The organism is Trinickia symbiotica (assembly GCF_003028655.1).
Lineage (GTDB): Bacteria > Pseudomonadota > Gammaproteobacteria > Burkholderiales > Burkholderiaceae > Trinickia > Trinickia symbiotica_A.
Window position 1 is genome coordinate 348,295 of the sequence record NZ_PYUC01000003.1, and the last position, 22,666, is coordinate 370,960.

Below are 22,666 nucleotides of genomic sequence, written 5' to 3' on the forward strand. Positions count from 1 at the left end.
GGGTTCAAGCTCCTGCGGGGGACTGCGTATGCCAGGTCGTGACGCGCTGGAACGCATCCGCGACTTGCAGCATCCGCGCCTCGCTGAAATAGTTGCCGATGATTTGCAGACCGACGGGCCGCTCGGCATCGCCGCCCGTGCCGCCGAAGCCGCACGGCACGCTCATGCCAGGCAGGCCGGCAAGGCTCACCGAGAGGGTATAAATGTCCGCGAGATACATCTGCACGGGATCGTCGCCCTTCGCGCCGATATCCCAGGCGACCGTCGGCGCCACGGGCCCCATGATGACGTCGCAGACCTTGAATGCCTCCTGGAAATCCTGCGCGATAATGCGGCGAATCTTCTGCGCCTGCAGGTAATAGGCGTCGTAATAGCCGTGCGAAAGCACGTACGTGCCGACGAGAATTCGGCGCTTCACTTCGGGCCCGAACCCTTCGGCGCGCGACTTCTTGTACATGTCGAGCAGGTCGCGGTACTCGGCGGCGCGATGGCCGTAACGCACGCCGTCGAACCGCGAGAGATTCGACGAGGCTTCCGCCGGCGCGATCACGTAATAGACCGGGATCGAGAACTCCGTCTTCGGCAGCGAGACGGGCACGAGTGTCGCGCCAAGCGCCTCGTACTGCGCGAGCGCCGCGTCGATGGCCGCGCGCACATCACCGGCCAGGCCCGCGCCGAAATACTCGTTCGGCAGACCGATGCGCAAACCGGCGAGCGGCTTGCCCGCCGCTGCGTCATCCGCCCATGTCTTGCCGAGATGACGCGCAAAGTCTTCGTCGGGACGCCGCAAGCTCGTCGAGTCGCGCTCATCGAAGCCGGCCATCGCGTTCAGCAAAAGCGCGCAATCGGCCGCGCTTCCCGCCATGGGGCCGCCCTGGTCGAGCGACGAGGCGAACGCGATCATCCCGTAACGCGAGACGCGCCCGTAAGTCGGCTTGATCCCCGTCACGCCAGAGAATGACGCGGGCTGGCGAATCGAGCCGCCCGTATCGGTGGCGGTCGCCGCGGGCGCGAGTCTCGCTGCCACGGCCGCGGCCGAGCCGCCCGATGAGCCGCCCGGCACCGCTCGCTTGTCCCAAGGATTGCGCACGGGCCCGAACGCCGAATTCTCGTTCGACGAGCCCATCGCGAACTCGTCCATGTTCGTCTTGCCGAGCGTCACCATGCCGGCACGCGCGAGACGCTCGACGACGGTCGCGTCGAACGGGCTCTCGTACCCGGCCAACATCTTGGAGCCCGCCGTCGAATGCCAGCCGCGCGTGACGAACACGTCCTTGTGCGCGACGGGTACACCCGTCAGCGGCCCGGCGCTGCCGGCCGCGATCCGCGCATCGGCCGCGCGCGCGGCTTCGAGCGTGCGCTCCGGCTCGACTTCGATGAACGCGTTGAGCTCGCGCGCGGCCTCGATTCGCGCGAGGTAGTGCTGCGCGAGCTCGACGGCGGAGATCTCTTTCGTGGCCAGCGCGCGCGCCAGCTCGGTCAAACTTTTGTCATGCATCTCGAATTCGTTCCTGTCCTGTCGTGAAGGCTTTCTACTCGATGACCTTCGGCACGAGGTAAAGGCCGTCCTGCACGGCCGGCGCGCTCCTCTGGTTGTCCTCGCGATCGACGGTCTCGGTGACGGCATCGTCGCGCAAGCGCAGCGCCACGTCCTCGATCTGCTCGATCGGATGGGCCAGCGGGGCGATGCCGGTCGTGTCGACCGCCTGCATCTGCTCGACGAGCCCGAAGAACTCGTTGAGCTGGACGAGCGTATGCTCGGCGTCGGCGTCGGCGAGCTCGAGCCGCGCGAGGTGGGCGATGCGTTTCACATCGGTCAAGGTCAAGGCCATGCTCTCACCGGAAAAATAGGGCGCGGCGCAGCGCGAAGAGCCTGCTGCGCCAAAGGGTCGGGACATCGGATCAGGCCCTCCGACCATGGGCCGAATAGCGGCAAAAAGGACCGTCTCTTCACTACAAATAGGTCGAAATTATAAGGTATCATTACGCGTTCGAATCAAACCCGGACCGCCCCGGGCCCAGGCCACTCGGCGCTCTTCGAAGCCGCCGCCTCGCCCGCCGTCTCGTTTAGGGCGGCCTCCGGTCGAATTCATCATCGCAGCTTCGCGCTCGCGGTGGCGGCGCCTCCCATGTTCTCATGCGGCCGCTCTCGCCCGATCCCGAAGCTTTTATTTTAATTTCCGCTGCCGTGGCGGCGCCTCGTGGCGAAGCACGGCTCTCCGGCGAGACAGGAATTTCATGTTCGGCTTTTTGCGCAGCTACTTCTCGAACGATCTGGCGATCGACCTCGGCACCGCCAACACCCTCATCTACATGCGCGGCAAGGGCATCGTCCTCGATGAACCGTCCGTCGTGTCGATCCGCCAGGAAGGCGGTCCCAACGGCAAGAAAACGATCCAGGCGGTCGGCCGCGAAGCAAAGCAGATGCTCGGCAAGGTGCCGGGCAACATCGAAGCGATCCGCCCCATGAAAGACGGCGTGATCGCGGATTTCACCGTCACCGAGCAGATGATCAAGCAGTTCATCAAGACGGCGCACGAATCGCGGATGTTCTCGCCTTCGCCGCGCATCATCATCTGCGTGCCCTGCGGCTCCACTCAGGTCGAGCGCCGCGCGATCAAGGAAGCCGCGCATGGCGCCGGCGCCTCGCAGGTCTACCTGATCGAGGAGCCGATGGCCGCGGCGATCGGCGCCGGGCTCCCGGTCTCCGAAGCGACGGGCTCGATGGTCGTCGATATCGGCGGCGGCACGACGGAAGTCGGCGTGATCTCGCTCGGCGGCATCGTCTACAAGGGCTCGGTGCGCGTCGGCGGCGACAAGTTCGACGAGGCGATCGTCAACTACATCCGCCGCAACTACGGCATGCTGATCGGTGAGCAGACGGCCGAAGCGATCAAAAAGGAAATCGGCTCGGCGTTCCCGGGCTCCGAAGTGAAGGAAATGGAAGTGAAGGGGCGCAACCTCTCCGAGGGCATTCCGCGCAGCTTCACGATCTCGAGCAACGAGATTCTCGAAGCGCTGACCGATCCGCTCAACCAGATCGTCTCCTCGGTCAAGATCGCGCTCGAGCAGACCCCGCCGGAGCTCGGCGCCGACATCGCCGAGCGCGGCATGATGCTGACGGGCGGCGGCGCGCTCTTGCGCGATCTCGACCGGCTGCTCGCCGAAGAAACGGGCCTGCCCGTGCTCGTCGCCGAAGATCCGCTCACCTGCGTCGTGCGCGGCTCGGGCATGGCGCTCGAGCGGATGGACAAGCTCGGCAGCATCTTCTCGTACGAGTGATGGCGTTCGCGGGCGCCTCCCAAGCGGACTGCCTCAGGGAGCCCCCGAAAGGGTGCTCCCTTCGGGGTGCCGCACGCACGACATCCCCGGCGCAGCCGATGCGCTGAGGAACGCGTCGCCCGCTCACGATCACGCCCCCGGCGTCGACCATGGAATACAGTCCGCCGCCGCTATTCAAGCAAGGCCCGTCCGCGCTTGCGCGGCTCATTTTCTTCGTTGCCCTGGCCCTCGCGCTGCTCGTCTCCGACGCCCGCTTCAGGACGCTCGAGATGGTGCGCGCCGTACTCGACATCGGACTCTATCCGTTGCAACGCGCGGCGCTCGTTCCGCGTGACATGATCGTCGACGCGACGAGCTTCGTCGTCTCCACGGCGACATTGCGCCGCGATAACGCGAAGCTGAGCTCGGACAATCTTCGGCTGTCCGTCCAGGCGAATCGAACCGCGTCGCTCGCCGCCGAAAACGCGCACCTGCGCGCGTTGCTCGCGCTTCGCGAACAAACGGGCGTGCAGACGACGCCGGCCGAGATCCAGTACGACATGCGCGACCCGTTCACGCAGAAGGTCGTCATCGGGCGTGGCTCGCAGCAAAGCGTCGAGGAAGGTTCGCCCGTCGTCACCGAGGACGGCATGATCGGGCAGGTCACGCGCGTCTTCCCGATGCAGTCGGAGGTCACGCTGCTCACGGACAAAGACCAGGCCGTGCCCGTGCAGATCGTGCGCACCGGGCTACGCGGCGTCGTCTATGGCACCCCCGCCGGCAATGCGCTCGAATTGCGCTTCGTGCCGATCAGCGCCGACATCGTCGTCGGCGATGAGCTCGTGACGAGCGGCCTGGACGGCATCTATCCGCCCGGACTCCCCGTCGCGAAAGTCGTGCGTGTCGACAAGCTCGCCGATACGGCGTTCGCACGCGTCGTTTGCGTGCCCGTCGCCGCCGTGCGCGGCGCGCGCGACGTGCTCGTGGTCAGCTACAAGAGCGGCATACCGCCGCGCCCCGAGCCGCTGCCGGCGCCGGCCGCGCAGAAGGACGCGAAAGGCAAGAAGGCGGCGAAGACGGCCGACAAAAACGACAAGGCCGCGCAGGGCGGCAAGACCGACAAGGCTGCCTCTCAGACAGTCGGGAAGCCCGTCGACAAGGCGGCATCCGATTTGCAAGCGAGCTCGGCGACCGGCAAAGCGGCCGGGCAGGCCCTGAAGCCCACGGACAAACCGGCTGCCGGCACGAAGAACCCACAAGCGCCGGCCGCGGGTCATGCGGCATCGGGAGCCGCGCGATGAACCGTCCGCAATACATTCTGCTGCCGGTCAATCCGTACTTCATCGCGTTCAGTCTCGCGGCCGCGTTCCTGCTGAATCTGATGCCATGGGGCCGGCTCATCGGCGTGCCCGATTTCGTCGCGCTCGTCCTGCTGTTCTGGAACGTCCATCAGCCACGCAAAGTCGGCATGGGCATTGCGTTCCTGCTCGGCCTCCTGATGGACGTCCACGACGCAAGCCTGCTCGGCGAGCACGCGCTCGCCTACACGCTGCTCTCGTACGGCGCGATCACGATTCACCGGCGCGTGCTCTGGATGCCGCGCGGCCTGCAGGTCTTCGCCGTCGCGCCGCTGCTCGTCACCGCTCAGCTCGTCCCGTTCATCATTCGCCTGCTGACCGGCGCCGCGTTTCCGGGCTGGGGGTACCTGATCCACGGTTTCGTCGAAGCCGCGCTCTGGCCGCTCGCCTGCACGCTGCTCTTGATTCCGCAGCGCCGCCCGGCCGATCCGGACGACACGCGTCCCATCTAATCAAGCGCCGCGAAGACGCGAGAGCGCGAGAGCATGACCGAATTCAAGAACACTCAGCAGCAGGTATGGCAGTTTCGCGTGCGCGTCGCGGCGGCGGGATTCTTCGTGCTCGTCTGCTTCGGCCTGCTCGTGCTGCGCTTTCTCTATCTGCAGGTCTGGCATTACAGCAAGTACTCGCTGCAGGCCGACGAAAATCGCATCTCGGTCGCGCCGATCGTGCCGAACCGCGGCATCATCACGGATCGCAACGGCGTGGTGCTGGCCCGCAACTATTCGGCCTACACGCTCGAGATCACGCCGTCGAAGCTCGACGACACGCTCGAGAACGTCATCAACAAGCTGGCCACGGTTGTCAATATCGATGCGGTCGACCGGCGGCGCTTCAAGAAGCTGCTCGAGGACTCGAAGAACTTCGAGAGCCTGCCGATTCGCACTCGGCTCAGCGACGAGGAGGTCGCGCGCTTCACCGCCCAGCGTTTCCGTTTCCCGGGCGTCGACGTGCGTGCACGGCTCTTCCGCAATTATCCGCTTGGGCCGACGGCCGCGCATGTGATCGGCTACATCGGACGCATCTCGCAACGGGACCAGGAACGCATCGACGCGGCGAGCGAGCAGAACGACAGCGATCCCGACCACTACGATCCGCGGCTCGACGCGAACAATTACAAGGGCACCGATTACATCGGCAAGATTGGCGTCGAGCAGAGCTACGAAACCGAGCTGCACGGCCTCACCGGCTTCGAGGAGGTCGAAGTCACGGCGGGCGGCCGGCCGGTGCGCACGCTCTCGCGCACGCAGGCGACGCCGGGCAACAACCTCGTGCTTTCGATCGATATCGGCTTGCAGGAAGTCGCCGAGCAGGCGTTCGCGGGACGCCGCGGCGCTCTCGTCGCGATCGAGCCGTCGACGGGCGATGTGCTCGCCTTCGTCTCGGCGCCGAGCTTCGACCCGAACGCGTTCGTCGACGGCATCGATCAGCAGAACTGGGACGCGCTCAACAATTCGCCCGATCACCCGCTGCTCAATCGCCCGCTCCACAGCGCCTATCCGCCCGGCTCGACCTACAAGCCGTTCATGGCGCTCGCCGCGCTGGCGTTGAAAAAGCGCACGCCCGAGTGGGGCTTTCACGATCCCGGGTTCTATACGTTCGGCGGCCATACGTTCCGCAACGACGTGCCGCAGGGCCAGGGCTGGATCGATCTCGACCGCGCGATCATGGTGTCGAACGACACCTACTTCTACATGCTGGCGCATGATCTCGGCGTCAATGCGATCGCCAATTTCATGAAACCGTGGGGCTTCGGCCAGATCACGGGCATCGACATCGCAGGCGAGGCGCGTGGAATTCTGCCGTCCACCGACTGGAAGAAGCATGCCTATCGCAAGCCCGAGCAACAGCGCTGGTACGAGGGCGAAACGATCAGCCTCGGCATCGGCCAAGGCTACAACTCGTTCACGATGCTGCAGATGGCGCACGCGGTAGCGACGCTCGCGAACGACGGCGTCGTCATGCGGCCTCACCTCGTGAAGGAAATCGAGAATCCGATCTCGCATCAGACGAGGCTCACGGTACCGCACGAGAGCGGACGCATTCCGCTCGTCACGCAAGACGAGATCGATCTCGTCAAGAAAGCGATGACCGAGGTGACGAGCAACCCGTCCGGTACAGCCTATCAAGTGTTCCGCAACGCCGCCTATAGCGTCGGGGGCAAGACGGGCACGGCGCAGGTGTTCTCGCTGCAAGGCCAGAAGTACCACGGCGGCGCCCTTGCCGAACACCTGCGCGATCACTCGCTTTTCATCGCATTCGCGCCGGCCGACCATCCGCAGATCGCCGTCGCGTTGATCGTCGAGAACGGCGGCTGGGGAGCCAGCGTCGCGGCGCCGATCGCGAAGAGCGTCCTCGATTACTACCTGCTCCAGCGCAATAAGCCGGGCGTGCTCGCGCAAGAGGTCGCGGCGGCTGCCGCCGCGGCATCCGCGACGGCCGCCTCCGAAGCCGCCGCTGTGTCCGGGGCGGGGCAAGTCGCGCAGCCGGCCGAGGCCGGCTCTGGTGCCAGCGCCAGCGTAGTGGCGAGCGCCGTCAATTCGGAGCCGCATGCCGATCAATCGCTCCCGATCAAAGTAGCGGCCGGCTTCAAAGCACTGCCTCTGCCCGAGGTACCGGCTTCCGTGCCGCCCGCCGCATCGGCGGCCGAAGCCGCGATCGTCGCTTCGGGACTCATGCCTGCTTCCGACGCGTTCGCCTCCGCCGCTCCGGCCCCGGCGGCATCCGGCGCATCGGGCTCGGCCGCCGATCTATTCCCGGCCGCCGATCCCGACGCCGGCATGGGCTCGTCGGCCAGCGCGACGAGGTCGCGCTCTACGGCATCGCTGCCGGGCCTCAGCGCGGCCGCGTCGGCCGCGCTCGCCGCCAAGCTGAGGCATCATGCGCCGGCACCGCGTCCGCCCGGATCCGCCCAGGGCGGCGCTTTAGGGCCCGCGAGCGAGCCTCGCGGCGCCGCGTCGGGTACATCGCCCGCCGCGCACAATTAAAGGACCAGGGGAACATGAATTCCGACGACAAGCGCGTCTGGCTCGAACGAGTCAAGAAGCTCTTCGTGGGCTTCGATCGCCCGCTCGCGCTCATCGTCTTCCTGCTGCTCTGCGTCGGGCTCGTCACGCTCTATAGCGCGAGCCTCGACGTGCCGGGCCGCGTGGAAGACCAGATGCGCAACATCGTGTTGACGTTCATCCTCATGTGGGGGCTCGCGACCGTGCCGCCCACCACGCTGATGCGCTTCGCCGTGCCGCTCTATACGTTCGGCATCGCGCTCCTCGTCGGCGTCGCGCTCTTCGGCATCACGAAAAAGGGGGCTAAGCGCTGGATCAATGTCGGCGTCGTCATTCAGCCGTCCGAGATTCTCAAGATCGCCACGCCGATGATGCTGGCCTGGTACTACCAGAAGCGCGAAGCGGGGCTGCGCTGGTGGGACTTCATCGTCGGCTTCGTCATCCTGCTCGTGCCCGTTGGCCTCATCGCGAAGCAGCCCGATCTCGGCACGGCCATGTTGGTCTTCGCCGCCGGTCTTTTCGTCATCTACTTCGCGGGCCTCTCGTTCAAGATCATTGCGCCCGTGCTCATCGCCGTCGTCATCGCGGTGGGCTCGATCGCCGCGTTCCAGGAAAAGATCTGCCAGCCGCAGGTGCAATGGCCGCTCATGCACGACTACCAGAAGCACCGTATCTGCACGCTGCTCGATCCCACCTCGGATCCGCTCGGCAAGGGATTTCACACGATCCAGGCCGTCATCGCGATCGGCTCGGGCGGACCGCTCGGCAAAGGCTGGCTGAAGGGTACGCAGGCGCATCTCGACTTCATCCCCGAAAAGCACACCGACTTCATCTTCGCGGTGTTCTCCGAGGAGTTCGGGCTCGCCGGCGAGCTCGTGCTGCTCCTGCTCTACTCCGCGCTGATCGCGCGCGGGCTCTTTATCGCGGCGAACGGTGCGACGCAGTTCGCGCGCCTTCTGGCCGGCTCACTGACGATGGCGTTCTTCACTTATGCGTTCGTCAACGTCGGCATGGTGAGCGGAGTGCTGCCCGTCGTCGGCGTGCCGCTGCCGTTCATGAGCTATGGCGGTACGGCGCTGACGACGCTCGGCGTCGCGATCGGCCTCATCATGAGCGTTGGCCGGCACAAGCGGCTCATGAAGTCGTAAAGGATTGAAACGGCCGCGTGCCGTGGCTGCCTCAGTCAACCGGCCCCGAGCGCCTCGCGGCTACTGCGGCTTCGGCTGCTGCCCCTGCGCTTCGCGCTTCAACTCGCTGGAGAGCTGTTGAAACTTCAGGCGCGCCGCCGGATCGCCCTGCGCGGCCGCGGCCGCGTAGTAAGCGCGTGCGACGTTGATGTTGCGCGTAACGCCGTCACCGCCTCGCTCATAGAACGAGCCCGTCACGTATTGAGCCGTCATGTCGCCGCCTTCGGCCGCCTTCTTGTACCAGTAGAACGCCTGCTTGTTGTCGCGCGCGGTGCCGCGTCCGTCGAGAAACTGGTTCGCCAGCGCGAGTTCGGCCTGCACGTGGCCCTGCTGCGCGGCTTTCAGGAACCACCGGTGCGCCTCGGCAGGGTCGCGCGAAACGAACTCGCCATCGTCGTACATGCGGCCGTAGACGTATTGCGCGTGCGACATGTTGGCGTCCGCCGCTTTGCGCAGCCATCGACGTGCTTCGTCGACGTTCGTCGGCGTCCCCTCGCCGTTGAGCAGCATCATCGCGTAGTTGAACTGCGCGAGCCGATTGCCGCGCTCGGCCGCATCGTGGAACTCTTTGAGCGCCGAGCCGAAGTTGCCGGCGTTGTAGTCCGCGACTGCCGACTGCGTCTCGGGGTCGCTCTCCGCCGGAGCGGGTCCGGCCGGCTTCGCCTGCGGGGATTTCGCTTGCGCGAGCGGCGCCTCATCGGCAAGCGCGGCTTCGCCGTGCACGAGCCCGCCGAGGGCCAGCGCGAGCGCGGAAACTGCCGGGAGCGCCGAACGCGCCCACGCGGCCAGCATCTCTTTCCTCATGTCCGTACCTCCTGCAACGCGCTGCGCGCGGCGCGCACGAGCCACAGCACGTCGGCGGCGAGCGAGATGAACTGAAAGCCCGCCTCGCGGTATTGCCGGGCGCTCGCCGCGTCGAGCGCGAAAATGCCCGCCGCCACCGCGGCCTGCTTGGCCGCCGCGGCCACGCGAGCGAGCGCGGCCAGCACGTCGGGATGCTTCGTATCGCCGAGATGCCCGAGGCTCGCGGCCAGATCGGCAGGCCCGACGAACAGGCAATCCACGCCCGGCGTCGCGGCGATCCGCTCGACCTCTTCGAGTGCGCGTGCCGATTCGATCTGCACGATCGTCGCGATTTGCGTGTTGGCACTCTGCAGATAGTCGCGCCGCGCGCCGAACGCGGACGCTCGTACGACCCCGGCCACGCCGCGCAGACCATCGGGCGAACCCGCGCCGGGATACCGCGTAAGACGCACAACGCGTGCCGCGGCTTCGGCCGATTCGATATTGGGGAACATCAGCGTCCGCGCGCCCGCATCGAGGACGCGCTTGACGAGCCATGGCTCGTCCGCCGGCACGCGAACGACGGGCTCGGTCGGCATATGGGCTGCCGCGATGGCCCGCAACTGGGCCGTGACGTCGGCCGAATCGTTGGGCGCGTGCTCCATATCGATGCAGAGCCAGTCGAACCCGGTATGCGCGAGTGCCTCGGCCGCGTCGGGGCTGCCGAGCGACAGCCAAAGCCCATAGAGAGGCTCGGCTTCCTTCAGGCGCTCTTTGAGGGGATTCGTGAATGCGCTCATCGGCCGCTTCCTCCCTTGAACGCCACCGATCATACCGTGACAATAACGCGGCCGCCCGACGCCGTCATGCGTCGCGGACGAAATCGGCCCAGCAGTTCGGCGTTTCGAAAAGCCGCACGCGAGTGAGGCGAAGATTGACGCCATAATGGGCGTCATAGACGTGAGAAAGCGTCTCGAAAGCGATCGCCGCGAGGTTTTCGACGGTCGGCACGCGCTCGAGCACCACGGTCTTGTGATCGGGCATCGACGCGAGAAAATCACGCACGCGCTCGTCGCCTTCATAGACGAGGAATGCGTGGTCCCAACGGCTCACGAGATGCTCCATCGCGAGCGATTTCACGTCCGCGAAATCCATCACCATGCCGCGATCGGGCGCGCCCTCCGTCTCGATCACGTCGCCTTGCAGCGTGATTTCGAGCACATAGCGATGCCCGTGCAGATTGCGACACTGGCTGCGGTGGTCGGGAATGCGGTGGCCCGCATCGAATTCGAGTTTTCGAGTAATCGTCAGCACGGCGAGGTCAGGGAATGTTCAGGTACTTGTGCGTTTGCATCGACAAGCGCCATTTCGGATGACGCTTGCACCAGTCGATCGCGAGCCGCGTGTTGAGGTCGCGCGACGGGCCGTCCATCGGCTGCACGAGGAAGTGATCGAAATCGAGCGCCGCGTATTCGGCGAGACGCTGATTGTCCTGCGGAATGACGACCTTCAGCTCGTTGCCCTTCGTGACGACGAGCGGCGCGTCGGCCTTCGGGCTCACGCAAACCCAATCGATCGATTCGAGCACCGGCAGCGAGCCGTTCGTCTCGATCGCCACCTCGAAGCCGGCCGTATGCAGCGCATCGACGAGCGGCGCGTCGAGCTGCAGCATCGGCTCCCCGCCCGTGCAGACGATGAAACGATAGTCCTCGCCCGTCGGCCACAGCGAGGCGATTTTGGCGACGAGCGCGGCGGCATCGCGATACTTGCCGCCGTTTTCGCCGTCCGTGCCGACGAAGTCGGTATCGCAAAAGCGGCACACGGCGCTCTCGCGGTCCTCTTCGCGCCCGGACCAGAGATTGCATCCGGCGAACCGGCAGAAGACGGCGGGGCGCCCCGCATTCGCGCCTTCACCCTGTAGCGTGTAGAAGATTTCCTTGACTGCGTATGTCATGTTGCCTGTTTTTCCGTCCATGCTCGCGGCGACGCGCGGTGCGCCCGGCTCAGGCGGGCTGGGTCACCTTCTCGCCGATCAGGTAGGCCTCATAGCCGCGCTTGCGCAGCCGGCACGCCGGGCATTCGCCGCAGCCGAAACCCCAGTCGTGCAGCTCCGCGCGCTCGCCGACGTAGCACGTGTGAGTTTCGACCCGAATCAACTCGACGAGCGCCTGCCCGCCGATCGTGTCGGCGAGCCGCCACGTGTCGGCCTTGTCGAGCCACATCAGCGGCGTTTCGATGATCAGGCGGCTCGCCATCCCGAGATTGAGCGTGACCTGCAGCGCCTTCATCGTGTCGTCGCGGCAATCCGGGTAACCCGAAAAGTCAGTCTCGCACATTCCGCCGATGAGCACGCGCAGGCCGCGCCGATAACCCACCGCCGCGGCGATCGTCATGAACATCAGGTTGCGGCCCGGCACGAACGTATTCGGCAACCCGCTCGCGGCCGTCTCGATCTCGATCTCTCGCGTCATGGCGGTATCGCTGATCGAGCCGAGCACGGAGAGATCGATCAGATGATCGTCGCCGAGCCGGCCGGCCCACGCGGGGAAGTCTCGCGCGAGCCGTTCACGGATACCCTCGCGGCACTCGAGCTCGACGCGGTGGCGCTGGCCATAATCGAAGCCGATCGTTTCGACGGTCTCGTAGCGATCGAGCGCCCATGCCAGACACGTGGCCGAATCCTGGCCGCCCGAAAACAACACGAGCGCGCCTGTCTTAGCGTCTCTCTCAATCACCGTGAACACTCCGTGACGCGTAATGAAAAGGAACCGCAGCGATTGCGCGGCGTATCGCGCGCCGCGCCGACACGACTTCGGCTTCCCCAGTATAGGCCTCGCCTTCCGAAGCCAGGCGTTCCGTTCCTTATACCGCGGGTCGGGCCGGCAACATCTGCGCTTGCCCGCACGTTCGACGCGTGCCGATGCGCCTCGGCGACGATCCCGGAGCAATGAAGAAAACCCCAAGAACCTTGCGATTCTTGGGGTTATGTACCGCTGGTGGCCTGGGGCGGAATCGAACCACCGACACGCGGATTTTCAATCCGCTGCTCTACCAACTGAGCTACCGGGCCACGAAGAAGCGAGATTATAGCAAGGACTTCATGGCTCCTCAAGCGCTTTTGACGCCTCGTCATTCCCCTTTGTTCTTGCCGAGGTCGACGCCGAGTTGCTTGAGCTTTCGATAAAGGTGGGTGCGCTCGAGGCCCGTCTTTTCGGCCACGCGCGTCATGCTGCCGTTCTCGCGCGCGAGATGGTACTCGAAGTAGGCGCGCTCGAACGCGTCGCGCGCGTCGCGCAGCGGGATATCGAATGAAATCGAGGCCGCTTGCGCGGCGACGGTGCCCGCCGACGCATTGTCGGGAGTGAGGCCGGGCAGCGCAACGGCCGCGGCGACCGTCGTCGCGTTAGCGGGCACGGTCGACTTCGCCGCGGCGACGCCACCTACGGCCGGCAGCGCGGTGCCACGCGCCAGCCCTTGCTCGACCGCCTTCAACAACTTCTGCAACGCGATCGGTTTTTCCAGAAAGTTGAGCGCGCCGATTTTCGTCGCTTCGACGGCCGTATCGATCGTCGCATGTCCCGACATCATGATGACGGGCATCGTCAATTGCCCCTGCGCCGCCCACTCCTTGAGCAGCGTGACGCCGTCCGTATCGGGCATCCAGATGTCGAGCAACACAAGGTCGGGCGCTTGGCGCAAGCGGTAATCCCGCGCCTGCTGCGCGTTTTCCGCCACTTCCACGGCATGTCCCTCGTCGCTCAGGATTTCCGAGAGCAACTCTCGAATACCCATTTCGTCGTCTACCACCAGGATGGTTGCCATTTATGCTGCCCTTGTCTGCGCTATTGCTTTTGTCGTTCCCGGCGTGGCGCCCCCGCGCGTTGCCGCATGCCCTGCCGCGGGCGGCGCGCCGTCGTCCGCCATCTGCAGGAACAAAATCGAAATCTGCGCACCTTCGACGGCTTCGCCCGACTTGACGCGATTGCGAATGTCGATGCGAGCGCCGTGCTCGTCGACGATCTTCTTGACCGTGGCAAGCCCGAGCCCCGTCCCTTTGGCCTTCGTCGTCACATAAGGTTCGAATGCGCGCGTGAGAATGCGGGCGGGAAAGCCCGGTCCGTTGTCCGAGACCGTCAGGCGAACCGCGACGCGCACTTTGCCTTGGGCGTCGGGATCGCCATATTCTACTGTCTTGGTCTCGAGCACGACACGTGGATTTTCGACGTCGGCGACCGCGTCCTGCGCATTTTGCAGCAGATTGTGAATGACCTGGCGCAACTGCGTCGCGTCACCCTTGATGACCGGCAACGTGTGCAGATCGACGACGATCGGGCTCTTGCCTTCCTCGATGCCATAAAGCGAAAGGACTTCGGCCACGAGCTCGTTCAGTTGCAAGTTCGCCAGCACGGCGGGGGGCGTGCGCGCGTACTCGCGAAAATCGTCCACCATTCGCTTCATCGCGGCCACCTGGTTCACGATCGTCGTCGCGCCACGCTTGAGCACGTCGGCATCGGGCGGTGTCAGCTTGTCCGCGAGCTTCATCTGCAATCGCTCGGCCGAAAGCTGAATCGGCGTGAGCGGGTTCTTGATCTCATGGGCGAGCCGCCGCGCCACTTCGCCCCACGCAGCGGAGCGCTGCGCCGAGATCACGTCGGAGATGTCGTCGAACACGATCACGTAGCCCGTCGTTTGCGCTTCGTCGGATTTCGCGTCGAGGCCGCCCTCGAGACTCGCAACGAGCCGCGAGCCACGCACGAGCAGCGTGATCGGCTCCGTTTCACCGGCGATCGGCACGGCGAATTGCTGCTGCCAGTGGCCGTCGTCCGGGCCGCCCGTGCTTGCCGCGTCGCGATCCGCGAACGCCTTGCGGACCATCGCCGCGAATTCCGCCATGACGCCGATGCGCTCGAGCGAAGCGCCGAGCATCGATTGGAACGGCTGCCGGAAGATGCGCTCGGCGCCGCGATTGGCCGTGGTGAGACGGAATTGCCGGTCGAGCACGAACACGCCCGCCGTCAGATTCGCGAGAATGCTCTCGAGGTAAGCCTTCGAGTGCTCGAGCGCGATACGGTTTCGTTCCACGGCCGCGCGCGCCTCCGAGAGCTGGCGCGTCATTGCATTGAACGACTGGGTCAGAAAGCCGAGTTCGTCGCGCGTCTTGATCTCGCGCTTGGGTGTGTAGTCGCCCTCGGCGACTTCCTTCGTTCCCTGCGCCAGCAGAAAAAGCGGCCGGGCGAGCTGATTGCCGAGCGCAAGCGCGAGCATCATCGCGATGAACGTCGCGAGAAAGAGCGCGAGCGTCAGCGTCCCGATGTACATCTTGCGCAGCCCCGTGCGGCCCAGCGCCTTCTCCTGGTACTCGCGATAGGCGCGTTGTACCGCGTCGGCATTGCGTGCAAGCGATGGCGATACGGGTTGCGTCAGTTGCAAGTAACGCTCGGCCGGCTGCAACAGCGACGTACTGGCATCCGGTATGCGCTCGACGACGCGCAAGCGCAGCGCACCCTTGGAGCCGTTCGCATGCGAATCGTCGTCGACTTCGCCTTCGACCGCCGCGAAACCGCGCCTGCGAGCCTGATCGATCATGAGCGCTGTCGGCATGTCGTCCGGCACGAGCGACGCGATGTTGCCGCCCGACGCCTGCGCGACGACGTGCAGTCCCGGCGCCGCACCCGACACGCCGCCGCTCACCGACTCGAGGACCATCGCCTCCTGAACGCCAAACTGGTCGCGCAACCGCAGCAGCGTGATCGTCGTGTTGGCCGGACCGGCGCTCGCGAGCTGCTCGGACATCAGGCGTGCCTTCGTCTGCAGATCCGAGAGCGTCGCGTCGAGCATGCCGCGGCCGAGATTGAGGCCCGACGTGAGCGCCGTCTCGACGTTCACGTCGAACCACGACTCAATGCTGCGCGAGACGAATTGATACGAGACGACGTAGATGATGGCACCCGGCACGACGCCGACGAGCGCGAAAAAGATAGCGAGCTTCGCAAGCAGCCGCGTGCCGAATTTGCCCTTGCGCAAACGCACGAGAATCATCACGCAAAGCGCGACGACGACGAGCAGAAAAACGAGCGCAACGGCGATGTTCGCCGCGTAGAGCCACGAATAGTAGCGATCGAAGAACTCGGTGTTCGCGCTCGCGGCGGCCAGCAGCAAGAGCAGCAAGAGCGCCGTCACGGCGACCGTCGAGACGAGCACGCGCAGCACGATGTTCTTCGCGTCAGCGGCACGGCGCACCCGCGCCTTACTTAGCATGTTCGGCCACCGTAAACGTAAAGCGCTTCCAATCGGAAGCAAGCGACCAATCGCGGTTGTTGACCGCGTCGACCTGGAACGGCTTCGGCATCAGCGCCGTATCGAGCGCCATCCGTACCGATGCCGTGTATGTTTCGCCCGCCTGCACCTGCGTGCGGTCGATCACGTGCCAAGAGCTCACGTGCTTGATGACCGCGAGGGCGTCGTCGAGCGAGCCGAAACCGAGCTGCAGACCGCCGCTCGTGACACGGTACTCGCGTGTGAGCGGCTGAAACGAAAGACGCCACGTCTGGGAGATCGACACCGGCTGCTCGTCGAACCAATACCAGCGCGCGCGCGTCAACTCGAAGTCGGTCGTGAAATAAAGCGGCACCCCCCGATTGACCGCCTCGACGAGGCTGCTGTTCAGCTCGAACTCGAAGCGCGCATCGAGGCTCCAGCCCGAACCGTCGGCCTGCAGCGACGCGCGCTGGACGGCAATCGGATCGGCATGCGCCGGCGCCGCCGCGGCGAGGCAAAGAGTCAGCCCTATCCAGAGCACGGCCACGAGCCGAAGCGGGAAAAAGCGTTTGCTGATCGTCACCGTTTCTGAAAGCGCGCGTAGAAAAAACCGTCGTGGTCGATATCGGACCCGGTGCGCTCAGCGGCGCGCATGCCGGCTGTCTCGGACGCCGCCAGCGCGTTCGCCGCGCTGGCCGAGACCGGCGCCAGTTGCCCCGGCGCGTCCAATCGTACCGCATCTTGATGCACGCGTTCAAACCGCGCGGCCTGCTCCTCGCCCTCCTCGGGAAAGATCGAACACGTGACGTAAAGCAGCTCTCCCCCAGGCGCGACGAGCGGCCAAAGCGCATCGACGATACGTTGCTGCTCGCGCGCGAGCGCCGCGATGTCGGCGGGCCGGCGCAGCCAGCGGATATCCGGATGACGGCGAACAATGCCGGAGGCCGAACAAGGCACGTCGGCAAGAATGCGATCGAACGCGGTGCCGTCGTGCCACGTCTCGGGCGCGCCCGCATCGCCGATGCGCACGTCGGCCTCGAGCCCGAGACGCTGCAGATTCTCGCCGATGCGTACCGCCCGCTCCGCATCGCTCTCGAGCGCGACGAGTCTCACGTCGGCAAGCTCGAGCACGTGGCAGGTCTTCCCGCCCGGTGCCGCGCAGGCATCGAGCACGCGCATGCCGTCGCGCGCGCCGAGCCATTCGGCCGCGAGTTGCGCCCCGGCGTCCTGCACCGATACGACGCCTTCCGCGAAGCCTGGAATTCGCTCGACCGGCATCGGCGCCGCGAGCCGCAGCGCATGCGTGCCGATTCCGAGCGCCTCGATACCCGCTTCGCGCAGCGTCTGCTCATAGGCCGCGACTGTCGCGCGTCGCGCATTGACGCGCAGCGTAAGCGGACCAGGCCGATTGCCGATGTCGAGAATTTGCTGCCAACGCTCGGGCCACGCGCGCGCCACCGCGTCGATCCACCAGCGCGGATAGTTCCATCGCGCGACGGCATCGGTCGCGGCCTCGCCGAGCAGCGAAGCGCGCTCGCGCACGAAGTTGCGCAGCACGGCGTTGACAAGTCCTTTGGCAAACGCCAGCTCGCGCCGCGCACCGATCGCGCTGACGGCTTGATCCACGACGGTATAGGCCGCATAGGCCGAACGGCCCTCGGCTCCGGTCATCGCGCCATCTTCCTCATCGGCAAGCAAAGCCAGCGCACAGGCGAGCAGGCTGGCGACATGAGTGGGTGGCGGCTTGCGAACGAGCCGCGCGATCAGCCAATCCGCCGTGCCGAGGCGGCGCAGCGTTCGATAAGCGATATCCTGCACCGCCCCCCGCGAGAGCGCGACCGCGGCGGCCGAGCTTTGCGCGTGGACGGCGGCGAGCGCCGCGGGCAACGCCGTGCCCCCACGCACCGCGCCCACGGCTTGTGCCGCTGCATCGAGTGCGAAACCGAGCGAATCGGGCGCGAGATGCAGTGCCGAGAGATAGGAGCCGCGCGCGGTTGCAGGCTTAGCGGCGTGACGGCGCGGCGACGAAGATCGGGTCATGGGAAGAGACGAACCGGCATGCCGCTCAGGGCATCGCGTAGAACAAACGCGACATTGTAGCCGCTCTCGTCGAAGAGCCCGGTCCCATGGACGGGGCGTGCACGGCCGCCCCGTTTGCGCTCAGTCGTAACGTCCCGTACGAGCCATTTCCATGAGGCGCGCGATGCGCTCCTCCGTCGACGGGTGCGTCGAGAACAGATTCGCGATACCGCCGCCCGAGAGCGGATTCAGAATCATCATTTGCGCCGTGGTCGGATGGGCTTCGGCCGCCGGGAACGGGATGCCCGAGGCGTACCGGTGGATCTTGTCGAGCGCCGACGCGAGCGCCTGAGGATCGCCGGATAGCCGTGCGCCGCCGCGATCGGCCTCGAACTCACGCGAGCGCGAAATCGCCATCTGGATCATCGCCGCCGCGATCGGTGCGAGCAACGCCACGGCAATGCCCGCGATCGGATTGGCGGGACGCCCTTCCTCGTCGCGCCCGCCGAAGAACATCGCGAAATTCGCCAGCGCGGAGATCGCGCCGGCCATTGTCGCCGAAATCGTCGATATCAGGATGTCCCGGTGCTTCACGTGCGAGAGCTCGTGCGCCATCACGCCGCGCATCTCCCGCTCTGACAGGATGCGCAAGATACCCGTCGTCGCGGCGACGGCCGCGTGCTCGGGATTGCGGCCCGTCGCAAAAGCATTCGGCGCATCTTCGTTGATCAGATAGACGCGCGGCATCGGCAGTTCGGCGCGTGTCGCGAGCTCGCGAACCATCCTGTAGAACTGGGGCGCCGTGGCCTCGTCGACTTCCTGAGCGTTGTACATGCGCAGGACCATCTTGTCCGAGAACCAGTACGAAAAGAAATTCATCGCAAATGCAATGACCAGCGCGAAGACCATGCCGCGCGAACCGCCGATCATCCCGCCGATCACGACAAAAAGGGCCGTGATCGCCGCCATCAGCATCGCGGTTTTGACCCAGTTGAACATGTGGACTCCTTTTCCTTTCTTCTCACCAAGGGCTTCGTTGCCGGCGCGCGGAAAGCGCGCCGCGTCGCCATACGCAGCGATCGATTGTAAGCGATTCGTTAGGTTGTGGCGGAGCAGAAAAATTCAATGTTCAATGTTGCGCCGTGGCGAGTTTCAGCCCCAGGCCGACAAATGCGCTGCCTACGGCGCGGTCGAGCCACTTCTTGACGCCGGGCTTGCCGCCGAGACGCTGCGTCACGCTGCCGGCAATCCAGGCCACGAAGCTATTCCAGACCGTGCTCATCGCGATGAAGACGGCGCCGAGCATCAAGAAGGCGAGCGTCTTGTGTTCGCTTTCGGCTGCGACGAACTGCGGGAAAAACGAGACGAAGAACAAGACTACCTTCGGGTTCAGCACGTTGGTCCAAAAGCCTTGGACGAAAAGCTGCCTCAGTGGCTTCGGGGCCGCCGGCGCGCTTGCTTGTCGTGCGGCATCCGTGCCCTTCTTGGAAGGACCCGTGAAAATGAGCCGCACGCCGAGATACATCAGATAAATGGCGCCGACGATTTTGACGACCGTGAAGGCAGCCGCCGAGGCGGCAATGAGCGCAGTCAGGCCGAACGCGCAGGCGAGCGTATGCACGCAGCAGCCGGCCGAGATGCCGAGCGCCGACATCAGCCCCGCCCCGCGTCCTTGCGCGACGCTGCGGCCAACGATGTACGCCGTGTCTGGCCCCGGCGTCACGTTCAAGAGGAACACCGCGACGACGAAAAACGGGAAATGGACGATGCCGAACATGGGCCAGTGCTCCTTGCCAAAACTAGTGCGGCAGCGCGAACCGCCTGCCGGCCTCGAGCGGGACGCCCGCGAGGAATTCGCGTACCGTCAGGCGCTTGCCGCCGGGCCTTTGCAACTGCGTGAGTCGCAGGGCGCCGTCGCCGCAGGCGACGACGACGCCTGCGGACGCGACCTCGACGATCGTACCCGGTTCAGTACCGTTTCGCTCGGAGGCAACGGGCTCGGCGGCCCAAATCTTCAGGTGCGAGCCGTCGTCGAGCGTGGCCGCGCCCCCGGGGAACGGATCGAATGCGCGGACTTGCCGGGCAAGCGCCTCGGCCGGCCGCCGCCAATCGAGCGCGGCCTCGTCCTTGCCGATTTTCTCAGCGTAGGTCACGCCGACGTCGGGCTGGGGCGTGGCAACGAGCCTGCCGCTCCGCTCGAGCTCGACGAGCGCTTCGACGATCAGCCGGGCGCCGAGAGCGGCAAGCTTGTCGTGCAGCATGGCCGTCGTGTCGCGCGGCTCGATCGGCGTGCGCGCGAAGCTCAGCATCGGCCCCGTGTCGAGTCCCGCGTCCATCCGCATGATCGTGACGCCCGTTTCGACGTCGCCCGCCTCGATCGCTCGATGGATCGGGGCCGCGCCGCGCCAGCGCGGCAACAGCGAGGCATGGATGTTGATGCAGCCATGCGGGGGGATGTCGAGCACTTCCTGCGGAAGCAGCAGCCCATAGGCCGCGACGACCATCACGTCGTGCGGCGTCACCTTCAGCTCCTCGATCGCGGCCGCGGCCTCGGCCGGGAACTTGCCGCCACGGCGCAGCGACGGCGGTTGCGCGAGCGCGAGCCCGTGCTCGACGGCGTAGCGCTTGACGGCGCTCGCCTGCAGCTTCATGCCGCGGCCGGCGGGCCGGTCCGGCTGGGTCAGCACGAGCGGCACGGGAAAGCCCGCCTCGTGAATCTCGGCCAAGGCCGCCGCGGCAAACTCGGGCGTGCCGGCGAAAACGACGCGTAATCGGTGTGTCATGAGCAAGCGCGTATCCGAAGGCGGGCGTTACATCGCGTGCTCGAGCTTTTTCATCTTCGTCTTGATGCGCGACTGCTTGAGCGGCGACAGGTATTCGACGAAAACGCGCCCCAACAGGTGATCCATTTCGTGCTGGATGCAGACCGCGAGCAAGCCGTCGCAATCGAGCTCGAACGGCTCGCCGCGCTCGTTCAGCGCGCGCACGCGGACCTTTTCGGCGCGCTCGACGTTGTCATAAATGCCCGGCACGGAGAGGCAGCCCTCTTCGGCGATCTTGCGCTCATCGCTCGACCAGACGATCTCGGGGTTGATGAAGACGCGCAGTTCCTCGTGCGTCTCCGATACATCGATCACGATGACACGCTCGTGGACGTCCACCTGCGTCGCGGCGAGTCCCACGCCGGGCGCGGCGTACATTGTCTCGGCCATGTCGGCGACGAGCTTGCGGATGCGCTCGTCGACGACCGCGACGGGTTTCGCGACCTTGTGCAGCCGCTTGTCTGGGTAATGAAGGATGTTCAGCAAAGCCATGATTCAAAAAGTCTCGTTCCCGAGCGCAACGCGCGCGACGTTCGTTCGCGCATGAGCCGCTACGACGGCAGGCGCTCGCATACAAATGATGATGGTCGGAATTCCCGCGCTCGTCGATATGCCGTTCGGCCAGCTTGTCCGGTCCCGATCGCACGGCCAAGATACGCCGGAGGCCGCGTGCCTCGGCCCCCTGCGAACCAAGGCAGGCGGGCGCTCGCGTTGCACAGGAGATCATTTCGGATGATGAAAATTCTATCATGCAGCTCGCCCTTCCGTGCGCGGCGAGTCCAGGCCCCATGCAAGCGCCGCGCATGACCGACGCCGAGTTGGCCGCGTGGCTGACGCTCGCCAGCGCGCGCGGGCTCACGCACGCCGCGCTGCGCGCGCTCATCGACACGTTCGGCACGCCGCAGGCAATACGCGCCGAGCGGTTGGCGTCGCTCGCGGCGGTGGCCGGCGAGCCCGCCGCACGCGCCGTGCTTGCGCCGCCCGCGGCCAGCCTCGATGAAATCGTGGCAAGCGTTGCCGCCTGGTGCCGGGAGCCCGGTAACGCGCTCGTTTCCCTGGGCGACGCGGCCTACCCGGCCGCCTTGCGCGCCATGCACGATCCGCCGCCGCTGCTCTATGTGAAAGGGCGGCTCGAACTGCTGCACGAGCCGGCAGTGGCCATCGTCGGCAGTCGCGGCGCCACGCCGCAGGGGCTCGAGGATGCCGAATATTTCGCCAGCGCCCTCGCGAGCGCGGGCCTCACGATCGTCTCCGGGCTCGCGCTCGGCATCGACGGCGCCGCCCACCGCGGCGCGCTCGATGTGCACGGCGGCACCGTCGCGATCGTCGGCACGGGCGTCGACATCGTCTATCCGGCTCGCCATGGCGCGCTCGCCGCCGAGCTTGCCGAGCGCGGCGCGATCGTCTCCGAGTGGCCGCTCGGCACACCCGCGCGGCGCGAGCATTTCCCACGGCGCAATCGGCTGATTGCGGGGCTGGCGAGAGGCGTCCTGATCGTCGAGGCGGCGCTGCGCTCGGGATCGCTGATCACGGCACGGCTCGCCAACGAAATGGGGCGCGACGTGTTCGCCGTGCCCGGATCGATCCATTCGCCGCTTTCTCGCGGCTGCCACCGGCTCATCAAAGACGGCGCGAAGCTGACCGAGACGCCGGAAGACGTCTTCGAGGAACTCGGCATCGAGCCGGCGGCAGCGCAGGAACGCGCGGGCAGCCGCGACACGGCACCGCCCGACGGCCGCGCGGCTCGCGTGCTCGATGCGCTCGGCCACGCACCCGCGACGCTTGAAATCCTCGCGGCGAGGACCGACATCGACAGTGCGACCCTCCAAGGCATGCTCCTCGAGCTCGAATTGGCGGGACGGCTGAGCGCACTGCCGGGCGGCCGATTCGTGAGAACGGTGCGGCCCCCGGGCTGACCGACAAGACTACGGCATGCTAGAGTCACACGAGACAAAGAGCCAAAAACATTGCAA

21 protein-coding genes and 1 tRNA gene are annotated in these 22,666 nt (G+C 66.0%); 6 read left to right on the forward strand and 16 right to left on the reverse strand.

The annotated features are described in order from the left end of the window. Positions 1 to 4: 4 nt before the first annotated feature. Both gatA and gatC read right to left on the reverse strand, forming a co-directional pair. Complete coding sequence (gatA, locus tag C9I57_RS07670; protein ID WP_107150019.1) at positions 5 to 1,498, reverse strand: Asp-tRNA(Asn)/Glu-tRNA(Gln) amidotransferase subunit GatA; 1,494 nt, start codon at positions 1,496 to 1,498, stop codon at positions 5 to 7. 34 nt (positions 1,499 to 1,532) lie between these two features. Then, positions 1,533 to 1,832, reverse strand: a complete 300-nt coding sequence (gene gatC, locus C9I57_RS07675) for an Asp-tRNA(Asn)/Glu-tRNA(Gln) amidotransferase subunit GatC (protein ID WP_107150020.1) — start codon at positions 1,830 to 1,832, stop codon at positions 1,533 to 1,535. Positions 1,833 to 2,238: 406 nt separating this feature from the next. Here gatC and C9I57_RS07680 point away from each other — a divergent pair, with 406 nt between their 5' ends. From C9I57_RS07680 to rodA, 5 genes are all read left to right on the forward strand, one after another. Beyond that, positions 2,239 to 3,282, forward strand: a complete 1,044-nt coding sequence (locus C9I57_RS07680) for a rod shape-determining protein (protein WP_017772379.1) — start codon at positions 2,239 to 2,241, stop codon at positions 3,280 to 3,282. Positions 3,283 to 3,431: 149 nt separating this feature from the next. Next, a complete protein-coding gene (gene mreC, locus C9I57_RS07685) occupies positions 3,432 to 4,562 on the forward strand; it encodes a rod shape-determining protein MreC (RefSeq protein WP_107150021.1) in 1,131 nt (376 codons plus the stop codon). Beyond that, positions 4,559 to 5,071, forward strand: a complete 513-nt coding sequence (gene mreD / locus C9I57_RS07690) for a rod shape-determining protein MreD (RefSeq protein WP_107150022.1) — start codon at positions 4,559 to 4,561, stop codon at positions 5,069 to 5,071. The genes mreC and mreD overlap by 4 nt, the downstream gene beginning before the upstream one ends. Before the next feature lie 33 nt (positions 5,072 to 5,104). Then, a complete protein-coding gene (gene mrdA / locus C9I57_RS07695; RefSeq protein WP_107150023.1) occupies positions 5,105 to 7,606 on the forward strand; it encodes a penicillin-binding protein 2 in 2,502 nt (833 codons plus the stop codon). A gap of 14 nt (positions 7,607 to 7,620) precedes the next feature. Then, positions 7,621 to 8,772 carry a rod shape-determining protein RodA gene (gene rodA / locus C9I57_RS07700; protein WP_107150024.1) on the forward strand — a complete coding sequence of 384 codons (1,152 nt, stop codon included), beginning with the start codon at positions 7,621 to 7,623 and terminating at the stop codon, positions 8,770 to 8,772. A gap of 60 nt (positions 8,773 to 8,832) precedes the next feature. Here rodA and C9I57_RS07705 read toward each other — a convergent pair whose 3' ends face one another. The 14 genes from C9I57_RS07705 to def form a co-directional block, all read right to left on the reverse strand. Next, positions 8,833 to 9,615: a tetratricopeptide repeat protein gene (locus C9I57_RS07705; protein WP_107150025.1), complete on the reverse strand. Its 783-nt coding sequence runs from the start codon at positions 9,613 to 9,615 to the stop codon at positions 8,833 to 8,835. Next, complete coding sequence (locus tag C9I57_RS07710) at positions 9,612 to 10,394, reverse strand: HpcH/HpaI aldolase family protein (RefSeq protein ID WP_107150026.1); 783 nt, start codon at positions 10,392 to 10,394, stop codon at positions 9,612 to 9,614. Before C9I57_RS07710 ends, C9I57_RS07705 begins: the two co-directional genes overlap by 4 nt. Before the next feature lie 64 nt (positions 10,395 to 10,458). Next, on the reverse strand, positions 10,459 to 10,905 hold the full coding sequence (queD, locus tag C9I57_RS07715) for a 6-carboxytetrahydropterin synthase QueD (RefSeq protein WP_107150192.1): 447 nt from the start codon (positions 10,903 to 10,905) through the stop codon (positions 10,459 to 10,461). Between the two features lie 10 nt (positions 10,906 to 10,915). Next, positions 10,916 to 11,548, reverse strand: a complete 633-nt coding sequence (gene queE / locus C9I57_RS07720; protein ID WP_107150193.1) for a 7-carboxy-7-deazaguanine synthase — start codon at positions 11,546 to 11,548, stop codon at positions 10,916 to 10,918. Positions 11,549 to 11,597: 49 nt separating this feature from the next. Further along, positions 11,598 to 12,329: a 7-cyano-7-deazaguanine synthase QueC gene (gene queC, locus C9I57_RS07725; protein ID WP_107150194.1), complete on the reverse strand. Its 732-nt coding sequence runs from the start codon at positions 12,327 to 12,329 to the stop codon at positions 11,598 to 11,600. Between the two features lie 259 nt (positions 12,330 to 12,588). Next, a tRNA-Phe gene (locus C9I57_RS07730) sits at positions 12,589 to 12,664 on the reverse strand. 59 nt (positions 12,665 to 12,723) lie between these two features. Continuing rightward, a complete protein-coding gene (esaR, locus tag C9I57_RS07735) occupies positions 12,724 to 13,416 on the reverse strand; it encodes a response regulator transcription factor EsaR (protein WP_107150027.1) in 693 nt (230 codons plus the stop codon). Then, on the reverse strand, positions 13,417 to 15,852 hold the full coding sequence (locus C9I57_RS07740) for a sensor histidine kinase (RefSeq protein WP_107150028.1): 2,436 nt from the start codon (positions 15,850 to 15,852) through the stop codon (positions 13,417 to 13,419). It abuts the gene before it with no gap. After that, positions 15,842 to 16,435, reverse strand: coding sequence for a DUF4390 domain-containing protein (locus C9I57_RS07745; RefSeq protein WP_107150029.1), 594 nt, complete (start codon positions 16,433 to 16,435; stop codon positions 15,842 to 15,844). The genes C9I57_RS07740 and C9I57_RS07745 overlap by 11 nt, the downstream gene beginning before the upstream one ends. Continuing rightward, a complete protein-coding gene (gene rsmB / locus C9I57_RS07750; RefSeq protein ID WP_107150030.1) occupies positions 16,432 to 17,892 on the reverse strand; it encodes a 16S rRNA (cytosine(967)-C(5))-methyltransferase RsmB in 1,461 nt (486 codons plus the stop codon). Before rsmB ends, C9I57_RS07745 begins: the two co-directional genes overlap by 4 nt. 120 nt (positions 17,893 to 18,012) lie before the next feature. Next, positions 18,013 to 18,870 (reverse strand): zinc metalloprotease HtpX, encoded by an 858-nt coding sequence (gene htpX / locus C9I57_RS07755; RefSeq protein WP_107150031.1) that lies wholly within the window; start codon positions 18,868 to 18,870, stop codon positions 18,013 to 18,015. 130 nt (positions 18,871 to 19,000) lie between these two features. Next, a complete protein-coding gene (locus tag C9I57_RS07760; RefSeq protein ID WP_107150032.1) occupies positions 19,001 to 19,648 on the reverse strand; it encodes a LysE family translocator in 648 nt (215 codons plus the stop codon). Positions 19,649 to 19,670: 22 nt separating this feature from the next. After that, complete coding sequence (fmt, locus tag C9I57_RS07765; protein WP_107150033.1) at positions 19,671 to 20,654, reverse strand: methionyl-tRNA formyltransferase; 984 nt, start codon at positions 20,652 to 20,654, stop codon at positions 19,671 to 19,673. A 27-nt stretch (positions 20,655 to 20,681) separates the two neighbouring features. After that, on the reverse strand, positions 20,682 to 21,185 hold the full coding sequence (gene def / locus C9I57_RS07770; RefSeq protein ID WP_107150034.1) for a peptide deformylase: 504 nt from the start codon (positions 21,183 to 21,185) through the stop codon (positions 20,682 to 20,684). A gap of 257 nt (positions 21,186 to 21,442) precedes the next feature. Here def and dprA point away from each other — a divergent pair, with 257 nt between their 5' ends. Next, the gene (dprA, locus tag C9I57_RS07775) at positions 21,443 to 22,609 is read left to right on the forward strand and encodes a DNA-processing protein DprA (protein ID WP_258187546.1); all 1,167 of its coding nucleotides are present in this window, start codon (positions 21,443 to 21,445) and stop codon (positions 22,607 to 22,609) included. Positions 22,610 to 22,666: the final 57 nt, after the last annotated feature.